Source organism: Chryseobacterium sp. GW823-FHT05E08, assembly GCF_058795655.1.
Window position 1 is genome coordinate 90,737 of the sequence record NZ_JBXAHY010000008.1, and the last position, 13,010, is coordinate 103,746.

Here is a 13,010-nt window from a genome sequence, read left to right on the forward strand (position 1 = left end):
TAATTTTTTATTTCTTGAATAAACTTACTACTACTGCTACTGCTGTAATGGCTATAGATGCTGCCGTTAAATAAAGTCCGGTATTCGGATTCTGTTTAGCTGCTAAGTCTCTGGTATTGCTGGCAGAAACTATGATAGCATCACCTTGCTTTAAATTATAGTAAGGTGAATTGATAAGATTAGCATCCTGCAAATTAACTTTTCCGTGCGTAATAGCTCCATTTTCAGTTCTTATTACAAGTACATCATTTCTTTTTCCGTACATCGTTAAGTCACCCGCAAGACCTAGAGCATTCCAAATAGTTGCCTGTCCGTTTGCTATTGTATAATCTCCCTGTCTGTTCACTTCTCCCAATACCGTAATTTTGAAATTAGCAAGTCTTACACTTACCGTTGGGCTAATGATATACTTTGTCATTTTATCACGAAGTTCATCTTTAAACTCAACAAGAGATTTATCTGTTGTGTTAATCTTACCTAAAATAGGAAAATCAATATTTCCTTGCGTATCTACTATATAAGTTGGTCCGGAAAGTGTAGTTATCCCCTGATTGGGGGTATTACCGCCAGCCAAAGCATTGGTTTGAACCATTTCTGCAGAAGAATAATTTTGGTTGAACGGTTTTACAACATCCATATCCTTCGCCGTAATTAGGATAATCAATTGATCTCCTATCTGTATTGTAGAATTTGAATTTTTTGCAGACGCTTCTGTGGCTGTTTGCTCTATATTTTGCATATAGTTCAAATCATTGTGTCTATTAGGATTGGTTTTACATCCAATTAATGAAAACACAACAAATAATGCCAATATTTTACCCTTCATATTTTAAAATTGTACAAATATACATTTATATTTTTTCTATTTGTCTAATACCTCATAGACAGAATTATTACTCCTAAATTCTGGAACAATTATCTTTAAAATCTTTACTATATCAACTTTATCTCTTTTTATCGAGGCTCGTGTAATAGAATTTACCAACGCTTCTATCTCCGAGAAATCCATTGTTGGATCTTTAGAGATCATAATTTTTTCGTTATGAGTAGGAAGAGTTTTCGCATTATCACTTAATAACTCCTCATATAATTTTTCTCCAGGTCTTAAACCTGTATATATTATTTTAATATCGATTTCCGGCTCAAAACCAGACAATTTTATCATTCTTTTAGCCAGATCCAATATTTTTACAGGATCTCCCATATCGAATACAAAAATCTCCCCACCTTGTCCCATTGTTCCAGCCTGCAAAACCAATTCACAAGCTTCAGGAATTGTCATGAAATATCTTACAATATCCGGGTGAGTAATGGTAACAGGCCCTCCAGCTTCGATCTGTCTTTTAAAATGTGGAATAACAGATCCGTTAGATCCTAAAACATTTCCAAATCTTGTGGTAATAAACTTAGTGGCATTACCCTCAACATTTTGTAAAGACTGAACAAATAGCTCTGAAGCTCTTTTAGAAGCTCCCATCACATTGGTAGGATTAACAGCTTTATCTGTAGAAACCATCACAAATCTGTTCACTTTATATTTATTTGATAAAGTAGAGACATTTTTGGAACCTAAAATATTAACTAAAATAGCTTCATGTGGATTTTCTTCAACTAAAGGAACATGTTTATAAGCAGCAGCATGATAAACCATTGAAAAGTTATACATTTGGAATAACGGCTCAATTCTGTGTTTGTTTGAAACATCTGCCAGAACAAATTTGAATCTGATATGAGGAAATTTCTCCTTCATCTCCAGTTCTATATCATATAGAGGTGTCTCAGCTTGATCTAATACAACGATAAGAGATGGGTTAAATTGCGCTACCTGTCTTACAATTTCACTACCAATAGAACCCGCACCACCTGTTACTAAAACATTTTTATTATAATGCCTGCTCTTAACCTCTTCATTTTCGATTTTTATAGGCTTTCTGTTCAATAGATCCTCAATTTGAAGATTTCTGATGGAAACTCCTAAATCATTTTCTCTGAGTTTTTGTACCGATGGAGCTTTGAAAATATTTAAGTCTTTTTCTAAAAATAAATTCACCCATGAATTCATTTCGTCTTTAGACATCATTTCTTTAACGATAATTACACCGTCTATAATAAGATCTTCTTTTGAGTTTTCTTCTATTCTTTTCTTTTCGTAAATAGGTTTTCCTAATAACGAAGCTCTTTTAGAATCAGTTCTTTGGGTAAGAAATCCTACAACCTGATATGGTAGACTAGGGTTATCTAAAATAGCCCTTGCAATGGCAATAGACTGCTCATCAATACCTAAAACCAAAATCCTTTTTTTCAGGGCACTTCTGCGGTATTCTCTAACGATATGAAAAAATTCTTTTACGTATAATCTAAAAAGAAATAACCCCATGAAGGAAATGATGAAATAAAGTATCAAATAAGGTGTTAGTATGAATTTTTCTCCGGTTGTCCAGAAATAAATCATATTGATCATTCCTACAATGAACATGGTACAGAAGCACGAAATCAATAATTTAAATAAATCAATAAACGTTGAATGCCTTATAATTCCTGCATAAGTTTTAAAAAAATACATGAATATTACATTCACCAAGATGATAGAAACAAAAACAATGCTTTCATTATCATGATAAATAAATTCTTTTATGCTGATTTTTTCAATAATGTAAGTTGAAAGAAATAAGGATACTACCAGAATAATAATGTCTATTACAAGTATTATCCATCTGGGAAGGTATCTTACGTCTGAGAGATTGACAACATTATCCCCTCCAAATATTTTATTTCTAAGAGAATTGTACATTGTCGTTATTTGTGTTCATATTTAATAAGGTATAAAACCTGATATTCATTATTAATAGTTATATCAATCTTGCAAAATTAAAATAAAATTTCATCTATACTTACTATTTAAAAAATAAATTTAGTGATTAATTTTTTTTAAAGCTTCAGCAATCCTGTTTTTGCTATTATCAGTAAGGTCAGTTCCTGACGGCAAGCACAAACCATTGGCAAAAATTATACCAGAAAAATTATTACCAAAGAACTTACATTTCCTGTAAAGCGGTTGTAAATGCATCGGATTCCATAAATATCTGGTTTCTATATTATTTTGCGAAAAAATTTCTCTAATATTTTCTTTTGATAAAATATTTTTCTTTATTACAATTGTATTGAGCCAATAATTGGAATAAAAGTCATCATTTGGCGCTGAAAACAGATTTATTCCATCAATATCTTTAAGAATTTCTTGATAAAAATCATGGTTTTCTCGCCTTTGCTGTATTCTATTTTCCAGTACTTCCATCTGCCCTCTCCCTATTCCAGCAGAAATATTACTCATTCTATAGTTATATCCAACTTCAGAATGGCTATAATATTCCTCATTATCTTTTGCCTGTGTGGCCAAAAAAAGGGCTTTATTTTTATCCGTTTGATTTTTCGAAATCAAAATTCCACCTCCTGAGGTCGTAATAATTTTATTTCCGTTAAAACTGATTATTGATAAATCTCCAAAAGTTCCGCAAGGTTGCCCTTTATATTTACTTCCTAAAGCTTCTGCACTATCTTCTATAATAGGAATTTCATATTTTCTGGAAATTTCAAGAATTTCATCCACCATAAAAGGCATTCCATATAAAGAAACTGTAATAATTGCTTTAGGTTTTTTGCCTTGACTCATGCAATATTTAACAGCATCTTCCAATGCATTTGGGCACATATTCCAAGTTGAATTTTCACTATCAACAAAAACAGGAATAGCTTTTAAATAAAGAATAGGATTAGCAGATGCTACAAAAGTAAACGATTGACAGATCACAAAATCACCTTCTTGTACATTTAATATACTCAATGCTAAATGAATAGCAGCAGTCCCGGAAGACAAAGCAGTAACGAACGAGTTTTTTCCAAGATAATTTTCAAGACTTTTTTCAAACTCATCAATGTTGGAACCGTATTGTGAAACCCAATTGGTATCAAATGCGTTCTGTATATATTTCAACTCGCTTCCTCCCATGTGTGGAGGCGAAAGCCAGATTTTTTCCTCTTTCAATCTTGTTTATGTTTAATCAAAAATATCATTTATTTTTTCATATTCAAAACCTTTGCCCATCAAATATTTAATAGTCTTTGATTTTCTTTGATATTCCTTTAAGCCTGTTTGTTTAGAATAATAATCTTCAAACATTTTTTTTAATGCTTTTTCATAATCTGGTTCATAAATTTCATCAAAACAGCTATTTATTAGTTTTTCAGAAATCTGTTTTTGCTTCAGATTAATTTTAATCTTATTTCTCCCCCAATGTTTTATGTAAAACTTTCCACGGATGTAACTTCGGGTAAATCTTTCTTCATTTAAATAGTTTTCTTTTAAAAGATAAAGGATTATTTCATCTTTAGCTTCTTCAATTAACATAAATTCTCGCATTTTCTGCTCTACTTCTGCATGACAACGATCCTGATAAACACAATAGTTTACCAATTTCAGCTTAATTTCATCAAAAGTGAAAGATTTCTTTTCCATAGCTATAAAAAAAGAATGAGCATAAGCCCATTCTTCATATTTTAAATTCGGTAAATATTAGTAGTTAAATAACGCTTTACCTTCCATTAATTCATTAACTTTTTTTCTTACAGAAGTAAGAACCTCTTCATTTTTAATATTATCAACCACTTCAGAGATTAATTCCGAAATCGTTTCCATATCGTTTTCTTTCAATCCTCTTGTTGTGATTGCCGCAGTTCCCAATCTGATTCCAGAAGTTGTGAATGGTGACTTATCATCAAACGGAACCATATTTTTATTACAAGTAATATCAGCTTTTACAAGAGCTTTTTCAGTTTCTTTACCGTTTACGCCTTTATTTCTAAGATCTACCAACATTAAGTGATTGTCTGTTCCTCCACTTACGATATCAAAACCTCTGCTTACCATTGCTTTTGCTAACGCCTGAGCATTAGATTTAACCTGTTTAGCATACGTTTCAAACTGAACATCCAACGCTTCACCGAAAGCAATTGCTTTACCAGCGATAACGTGCTCTAATGGACCTCCTTGAATTCCTGGGAAAACAGCTCCATCCAATACTTGGCTCATCATTTTAGTTTCTCCTTTTGGAGTTTTGTGACCGTATGTATTTTCAAAATCTTTACCCATCATGATCATTCCACCTCTTGGACCTCTTAATGTCTTGTGAGTAGTAGTTGTTACCACGTGGCAATGTGCGAATGGAGAATTTAATAATCCTTTTGCAACCAAACCAGCAGGGTGAGCAATATCAGCCCAAAGTGTAGCTCCGATCTCGTCTGCAACCTCTCTGAATTTAGCATAATCCAAATCTCTTGAATACGCAGAGAAACCAGCGATCAACATTTTTGGTCTTTCTCTTAAAGCAACTTCTCTCATTTGATCATAATCAATCAAACCAGTTTCCTGCTGAACTCCGTAAGAAACTACATTATATTGAATTCCTGAGAAATTAACTGCAGAACCGTGAGTAAGGTGACCTCCCATTGAAAGATCCATTCCCATGATTTTGTCTCCAGGTTTCAAAACTGCCAAGTAAATTGCGGCATTAGCCTGAGAACCAGAGTGTGGCTGAACATTTACATAATCAACTCCGAAAAGCTCCTTCGCTCTATCGATCGCCAATGTTTCAACCTCATCTACTACTTCACATCCTCCGTAATATCTTTTACCCGGATATCCTTCTGCATATTTATTAGTCAATACGCTTCCCATTGCTTTCATTACATTTTCAGAAACAAAGTTTTCTGATGCAATCAACTCTAATCCATGGGATTGTCTTTGTCTTTCTTTTTCAATAAGGTCGAAAATAATGTCCATTTACTTTTAGATTTTGAAATTTTTCACCCCAAATATACGGATTTTTAGGCTAGATTTCAGTATCCTCATTTATGATTTTTGGACTAAAAATTTAATCATAATCAATAAATCCCTGTTCAGCTTACATTATCACTAATAAACTTCCGGCAATAATTTTTTATCTGTAACCGAACATCTCTAAATAGTTGCTTCACCTCTTCTTCGGTACCGACCGCTTTTGTGGGATCCGGAAAGTTATAATGAAACTTTTCAGCTTTATTAGGAAAATACGGGCAGTTTTCTTTGGCATTATCACAAACCGTAATCACAAAATCAAAGTTTATATTTTGGTACTCATTAATATGATTTGAAGTGTGATTTGAAATATCAATCCCATCTTCTGCCATTATTTCGATCGCCTTTGGATTAACACCGTGAGTTTCAATTCCTGCGCTGTAAATGTCTGCTTTATTTTCTGCAAAATATCTTAAATATCCTTCTGCGATCTGGCTTCGGCAACTGTTTCCCGTACAAAGTACCAATATTTTCTTTTTCATATCTAAACAAATAACCATATTATATTAATTGCACAAAACTTAGGATCAAATCCAAAAATAAGCTGTAAAACAATAATTGAAAACGTTATAATGATTGCTTTTTTATACTTAATCAATTTTTGTTTCATAATCAGCAACATCCTGAATTCGGAGAGCAAGAATTACTCTTATCACCTTTCAATTCGCTCAGGTTTATTTTTTGTTTTTCCTGAGGAATTCCGCAAGCGTCCTGAGCTAAACAAGCAGTTACTTTATTTTTAAGGATAAAATTCTTTCCATTAAAATCAAGATCATACTTTCCAATCGTTGTGTCTTGATATTCTACTTCGATTTCAAAATTCCCGATGCCTAGTTTTTCTTCTGAAAGCGTAATGATATGCAAAAGATTTCCCGGTTTCAGGCGATGTTCAAAATCATCAGCATTCCAAAGTTGGAAATTCACTCTTTCTTCTTTTCTCATGGTCCCCCCACAATCTATAAAGTTTTTGGTCACCATTCCGATTTCTGTGACATGGAAATGTTCAGGGACAAACTTTCCATTTTCTAATTGAAATTCTACGTTTTCTAATGATAGTAGAATATTTTTAATTTGTTCTAAAGTCATTTTTTCTTTATTTTAAATTGTCAAATTGCAATATTACAATAAACTTGATCAAAAATTTTTTAACAGCAGTTTTGCTTTTTTACTGTGGAAATAATATTCGAGAAATAGGTATTTAAAACTTCGAAAGCTTTATCATCGATACAATAACAAATTTTGTTTCCTTCAATATTACCTTTGATTAAACCAGCGTTTTTAAGTTCTTTTAAATGTTGAGAAACTGTTGGCTGGGCAAGCGGTAATTCATTGACGATATCTCCACAGATACATTCATTCACTTTCAATAAATGTTCTATGATTGCTATTCTGGCAGGATGTCCTAAAGCTTTTGCGATGGTCGCGATCTGGTTTTGCTGTTCTGTAAAAAAGTCTGTTTTAGTTGCACCCATTTTTATAAATAATTTTATATCGCAATATTACGATAATAAATAAAACCATGAAAGATTTTTTCTACATTTAACAAAAAATCCTTGCTGAAATAACAACAAGGATTCAAAAAATATAATATAATTAAAACTGTTCATCCACTAATTCTTTATTCACCATCGCTCCGGCAAAATTCCCTTGAGCAATGGCATTTGAAACAGAGCGCATCATTGTAACGTTATCTCCGCAGGCATAAACTCCGTAAATATTTGTTTTTTGAAAAGGATCAACTTTAATAAATCCATGTTCGGTCATTTCACAGCCAAGATCTTCTGATACATTGATATTTTGTTGAAATGGGATTTTTGCATACAATGCTTTCAATGAAAATTCTTGTCCATTCTTGAAAACTAATTTTTGAATTTGTCCGTTTTTATGGATTATTTTTTCAATTTCGTTTTCATTAATATTGATGTTTTTCTCTCTTAATTTTTGACTCTGTTCTTCATTTAAACTTGATTTTCCATTCGTGAATAATGTTAAGTCTTTTGTCCAGTTCAGGATTATTTTTGAAAATTCAAAAGCGATATCTCCGTTGGCAAAAATTCCAGTAGTTTCATTCTTAACTTCATATCCATGACAATATGGACAATGCAAAACAGAAATTCCCCAACATTCAGCAAATCCGGGAATATTGGGTTGAATATCTTTTATACCTGTCGCAATAATGAGTTTTTTAGCAGAAAATTTTTCTCCTTGTTCAGTTTCTACTTCAAAACCAATATCAAGCCTAGCGATTTTCACCACTACTCCATCATGAAATTTTACCGTATCATATTTTTCTACCTGTTCTCTTGCAATCGTGCTTATTTCTTTTGGAGTTTTCCCGTCCTGAGTCAGAAAATTATGAGAATGTGGAGTTTGTCTGTTACAAGGTTTTCCGCTGTCGATGATTAAAACATTTCTTAAAGATCTGCCTAAAGCCATTCCTGCTGAAAGTCCGGAGTAGCTTCCTCCAATAATAATTACGTCGAAGTTTTTCATATTGCTTGTTTCTTGTTGCAAATGTAAAACAAATTTTCTTTAATGCGACCTTATCGCAATAATATTTTATATATTTGTATATGCTTAAGAGAAATACTAAAACAAAACAGCTGATCCTGGATTCTTTAAAGAATTCAAAATCAGCGGTTAGTCAGGATATTTTATTAAAAGAATTAGGAGATGAAGTTGACAGAGCTACCATTTACAGAGTTTTAAACAGCTTCTGTGATGATGGAATTGTGCATAAAATTTTAAGTGATGATGGGAAATATTATTTTGCTTTCTGCGTCAACTGTTCAGAAAAGGCACATCAACATAATCATTTCCATTTCAGATGTTTAAGCTGTGGAAAAATTGAATGTATTCCTAATGAGATTGAGGTGAAATTACCGGCAGGCTATCAATCTGTAAATTTTAATGGATTTATTTCGGGATATTGTGCGAATTGTTCTTAATTAAGTGTCACTCCTTTATCCTTTTTCCTGCTTGGTTGAGATTCTTCATTCCGCTACGCTTCATTCTGAATGACAATAACACTGTAAAAGTTGCCCTTCAATTGAAAATTTCATGTAAGTTTTAAACAAAAAAAATCCCGAAAAAATTTCGGGACTTCAGATAAAATGTATCTAGTTAGTTTATTATTTCTTGCCTTTCTTTTCTTTAAGCTCTTCTTTGTCTTTATCAGACGGATTCCAAACTTTTACTTCAGAATTTTTATCAATTCCTGAAAGAACCTGAACGTTGATTCCGTCACTAGCTCCTAACTTCACGTATACTTTTTTGAATGTTCCGTTAGCTTGTTTTACCTCAACAAAAGGAACGTCTTTACCATTTTTCTTTTCATACTGAACCAATGATTCATCCAATAGCAAAGCATTTTTCTGAGAACTTAGAACAATTTCACCGTTGGCAGAGAATCCAGCTCTGATGTAGTCATTATTAGGGTTCTGAACATCACCTTCAACAGGGAATTTTATCGTTCCGTTGGTGTCTTTTCCTTTTGGAGCAATCATCGTCAGCGTCCCAGGGAACGTTTTGTTCTGTAAAGCTCCGATCACGATTTTCATATCCATTCCTTGCTTTAATTTCCCAGCCTGAGCTTCATCAATTTCCCCTTGGAAGATCAAAGCGCTAAGGTCTGCAATAGAACAAATCGTTGTTCCTGCATTGAATGAGTTGGCTTCAATTACCTGACTTCCCACTTTCACAGGAACTTCAAGAACCGTACCCGCAGCTTTAGAACGAATCTGAGTCGTTGCAAAACCTTGTAATTCCGGAGTAGCACCTGTTTTTACAATTTGTAATCTTTTTTGAGCCGTTACTAATTGTTGGTTAGCGTTTTTAAGATTCTGCTGTTGTGTATATAATTGTTGTTGAGAATTAAGGTATTCCTGCTTAGAAATAACGCCTTGCTTAAACAACCTCTCCTGCATCGCAAACTGCTTCTGCATGTTCTCAACATTCATTTTAGAGTTACTGATCTGAAGCTGAGAATTTTGAACCTCCTGCTGTGCATTATTCACATCACTCACACTTGGAATAATTCTTACCGTTGCGATTAACTGTCCAGCAGTCACTTTATCACCTTCATCAACTAAAATTTTGTCGATGATTCCGGCAATATTCGGCTTGATCTCAATTTCTTCTTTTGGAACAATTTTTCCTGTTGCCATCACTTTATCATCCATATTCTGAATGGTTGGTTTACGGGTAAGGAAAGCTTCACTTTCTTTAGAATTCGACTTTACAAGGTAGCCAATCCCTGAGAATAATGCCACTGCAAATAAAAGCCCCAAGAATATATAAATGGCTTTTTTCCAAGTGAATTTCTTTTTCATATATCTAGTTTATTTTTTAATGTTGAATAGTTTTTATTTATTAAATGATTTAAAAATTAAAAGATTACGCTCTGTAAAAACTTATAATTAATAACTCAGAAAACCTTACTCTGATCTTAATGCTTCAATAGGTCTAATTTTCACCGCTCTCTGCGCAGGAATCATCCCGATAATTAATCCTAAAATTACCATTACTGCCATGGCTCCAAATACGTTTGCATAGTTTACCGTTGGGTTATAAAATGGAAATTCATCCTGTCCCTGAGTCGCCATATTCAAAATAATTAATACAAAAATCCCGAATATAAAACCGAGTATTCCCGAAGACAATGTTATCACAACACTTTCAAGCAAAATCTGGTTTCTTACTTCCGAAGGTTTTGCCCCTAAAGCTCTTCTGATCCCTATTTCTTTTGTTCTTTCTTTTACTGTAATTAATAGAATGTTTGAAATCGCAATTACCCCCGCAAGAATAGTTAAAGCACCTACAATTATGGTTAATAACTGCATTCCGGTTAAGAAACCTGTCAGTTTTTTAAACTCTTTTCCAAGGTTGAAACTTCCAAAAGCATTTGTATCTTCCGGTGAAACTTTATTTTTAGCCTTTAAAGCCAGTTTTACTTGCTCTTCAACCTCATTTACGTTGGCATTAGGCTTGCTAACAATCGCAAACATATCAATATTGTCTCCTGCATTGTACATTTTCGTATAGGTAGAAAGTGGAATAAAAACGGTTTGGTCATTCTCAAATCCACCTCCTTTTTTCACTCTGAAAACTCCAATCACATTAAAGAATATCCCTTTAACATTGATTGATTTTCCGATAGGATTTTCATTCTTTTTAGAATCGAAAAAGTTCTTGTAAACCTCTTCTCCAATCACTACTACATTTTTATTTCCTGATACATCTGCATCGTTGATATATCTTCCAAAAATCAGTTTCTTTTCAGAGATCTTATTTCCTATCGGATAATCTCCGGTAAGAGAATAAGTCGCATTTTTCCCGTTTCTGGACATTGATTCTCCCGGTGTTCCTGTAAAACTTCCTCTTGCATTTTGTGGAGAGATATAATCAATTTCCGAGATTTTATTTTTAAGCATCTGGATATCCGGAAGATTAAGATGTACCTGTCTTCCTTTCGGGAAACCTTCATAAGGGATATTCGTGTTTTGTGCCCAAAGAAAAATAGAATTCGTTGCAAATCCTGAGAATACTTTATCAAAGCCATTCTCCATTCCTTTTGCTGCTCCCAGAAGACTCACGTATAGAAACATCCCCCATCCCACACCAATCATGGTAAGGAATGTTCGAAGCTTATTATTCTTCAATGAATAATAAATTTCCTGCCAAGTATCCTTTTTAAATAAGATGTTCACTTTTATTAATTATGAGTTATAAATTATATAAGATGTTCACTTTTATTAATTATGAGTTATAAATTATAAATGATGAATGATTTTAATTCAATTACAAATCATCACTTTTTCAAATTATTCTGTTCTTAATGCTTCAATAGGTCTGATTCTAGAAGCTCTGTATGCCGGAACAAATCCTGCAATTAATCCTGAAAAAACAAGCGCAATAAATGCCATGATGATCGTTCCCCAACCAACACTCGGGCTTTTTATGAAATATTCTTCAAGACTATCCCCGATTAAATGTAAAGCCAATACACCAACGCCTACTCCAACAAATCCTGAAACTACGGTGATTACCACACTTTCCTGAACAATCAAAGCAACAATACTTCTTGGTTTTGCGCCAATCGCTTTTCTTACTCCGATTTCTTTGGTTCTTTCTTTTACGATGTAGACCATGATGTTACTGATTCCAATAATTCCTGCCAGCAAAGTTCCCAATCCAATAAATGTTACAATAGCGGTAATTACTGCCATGAAAGTGAATGTATCACTCATATTCTTGGCATTATTCCGTACACGAACTCCATTTTCGTCATCTGGGGAAACATTTTTTCTAGCTTTTAATCTATCTTGTAGTTCATCACCATATTTTATAGCTTCCTGAGGAGATAATTTATCATTATAGGCAATAAATACTGTACTCACGGTATCTGAGCCCTTTTTCATTTGCTGCAACGTAGTGATAGGAACCGAAATATGTCTTTCATCCCAGTCTCCTCCGTCATCAGAAAATACACCGATTACTTTAAACATGGTTCCATTAATATCTAAATCTTTTCCTACTGGGCTTCCATTTTTAATTAAATCCCTTTGAACCATTCTACCAATTACCGCTACATTTTGTTTTCTGGCTAAATCTGCAGAATTAAGATAACGCCCTTCAAGCATTTTACGGTTTTCGATATATTTTTCTTCGGCATCTGTTCCATTTATCTGATAAGTTCCACTCTCTTTACCGTATTTCACCAATAAACTTGATTGATATCTTGGACTCGCCTCACCTACTTTTTCTTTATCAGAATTAACCAAAAAATCATAGTCATCATTATTCATTGTCACCGTTCTATCCGACTGCAAACCTTTATAAGCAATAGTCGTTTTCCCTGTAAAAATAGTGATCAGGTTTTGAGCATCTCTCGCAAAGCCTTCTGTAAAAGCATTTTGCAATCCTGTACCAATTCCGAAAAGAACAATGAAGATAAATAATCCCAAAGCCACCGTAAATCCCGAAAGTACCGTCCGCAATACATTACTGCGAATAGAACTGAATATTTCCTGCCAACGATCTAAGTCGAACATATATTTTTGGTTTGAAGCGGGAAGATTGAAGCTTGAAGCTCTCCAACTTACCGCATATTTTTTACTTA

The 13,010-nt window shown here is 33.4% G+C and carries 13 protein-coding genes; 1 reads left to right on the forward strand and 12 read right to left on the reverse strand.

The window, feature by feature from the left end; all coding sequences use genetic code 11:
* Nucleotides 1-7: 7 nt before the first annotated feature.
* The 9 genes from AC1Q7L_RS21035 to AC1Q7L_RS21075 form a co-directional block, all read right to left on the reverse strand.
* Entirely contained in the window at nucleotides 8-826 is an 819-nt protein-coding gene (locus AC1Q7L_RS21035; RefSeq protein ID WP_492307916.1) for a polysaccharide biosynthesis/export family protein, read from the reverse strand.
* A 36-nt stretch (nucleotides 827-862) separates the two neighbouring features.
* Complete coding sequence (locus AC1Q7L_RS21040; RefSeq protein WP_492307915.1) at nucleotides 863-2,791, reverse strand: polysaccharide biosynthesis protein; 1,929 nt, start codon at nucleotides 2,789-2,791, stop codon at nucleotides 863-865.
* A 120-nt stretch (nucleotides 2,792-2,911) separates the two neighbouring features.
* On the reverse strand, nucleotides 2,912-4,042 hold the full coding sequence (locus tag AC1Q7L_RS21045) for a DegT/DnrJ/EryC1/StrS family aminotransferase (protein WP_492307914.1): 1,131 nt from the start codon (nucleotides 4,040-4,042) through the stop codon (nucleotides 2,912-2,914).
* 12 nt (nucleotides 4,043-4,054) lie between these two features.
* A complete protein-coding gene (locus tag AC1Q7L_RS21050; protein ID WP_410692272.1) occupies nucleotides 4,055-4,513 on the reverse strand; it encodes a regulatory protein RecX in 459 nt (152 codons plus the stop codon).
* Between the two features lie 57 nt (nucleotides 4,514-4,570).
* Nucleotides 4,571-5,836 (reverse strand): serine hydroxymethyltransferase, encoded by a 1,266-nt coding sequence (gene glyA / locus AC1Q7L_RS21055; RefSeq protein WP_054510318.1) that lies wholly within the window; start codon nucleotides 5,834-5,836, stop codon nucleotides 4,571-4,573.
* Between the two features lie 116 nt (nucleotides 5,837-5,952).
* Entirely contained in the window at nucleotides 5,953-6,372 is a 420-nt protein-coding gene (locus AC1Q7L_RS21060; protein WP_492307913.1) for an arsenate reductase ArsC, read from the reverse strand.
* 130 nt (nucleotides 6,373-6,502) lie between these two features.
* Nucleotides 6,503-6,976 (reverse strand): DUF6428 family protein, encoded by a 474-nt coding sequence (locus AC1Q7L_RS21065; protein ID WP_492307912.1) that lies wholly within the window; start codon nucleotides 6,974-6,976, stop codon nucleotides 6,503-6,505.
* A 59-nt stretch (nucleotides 6,977-7,035) separates the two neighbouring features.
* Entirely contained in the window at nucleotides 7,036-7,362 is a 327-nt protein-coding gene (locus tag AC1Q7L_RS21070; protein ID WP_410692267.1) for an ArsR/SmtB family transcription factor, read from the reverse strand.
* A 121-nt stretch (nucleotides 7,363-7,483) separates the two neighbouring features.
* Nucleotides 7,484-8,383: an NAD(P)/FAD-dependent oxidoreductase gene (locus AC1Q7L_RS21075; protein WP_492307911.1), complete on the reverse strand. Its 900-nt coding sequence runs from the start codon at nucleotides 8,381-8,383 to the stop codon at nucleotides 7,484-7,486.
* Between the two features lie 80 nt (nucleotides 8,384-8,463).
* Here AC1Q7L_RS21075 and AC1Q7L_RS21080 point away from each other — a divergent pair, with 80 nt between their 5' ends.
* Nucleotides 8,464-8,838: a Fur family transcriptional regulator gene (locus tag AC1Q7L_RS21080; protein ID WP_492307910.1), complete on the forward strand. Its 375-nt coding sequence runs from the start codon at nucleotides 8,464-8,466 to the stop codon at nucleotides 8,836-8,838.
* Between the two features lie 183 nt (nucleotides 8,839-9,021).
* Here AC1Q7L_RS21080 and AC1Q7L_RS21085 read toward each other — a convergent pair whose 3' ends face one another.
* The 3 genes from AC1Q7L_RS21085 to AC1Q7L_RS21095 form a co-directional block, all read right to left on the reverse strand.
* Entirely contained in the window at nucleotides 9,022-10,221 is a 1,200-nt protein-coding gene (locus AC1Q7L_RS21085; protein WP_492307909.1) for an efflux RND transporter periplasmic adaptor subunit, read from the reverse strand.
* A 105-nt stretch (nucleotides 10,222-10,326) separates the two neighbouring features.
* Nucleotides 10,327-11,598, reverse strand: coding sequence for an ABC transporter permease (locus AC1Q7L_RS21090; protein WP_410692260.1), 1,272 nt, complete (start codon nucleotides 11,596-11,598; stop codon nucleotides 10,327-10,329).
* A 114-nt stretch (nucleotides 11,599-11,712) separates the two neighbouring features.
* Nucleotides 11,713-12,942, reverse strand: a complete 1,230-nt coding sequence (locus AC1Q7L_RS21095; RefSeq protein ID WP_492307908.1) for an ABC transporter permease — start codon at nucleotides 12,940-12,942, stop codon at nucleotides 11,713-11,715.
* Nucleotides 12,943-13,010 lie beyond the last annotated feature (68 nt).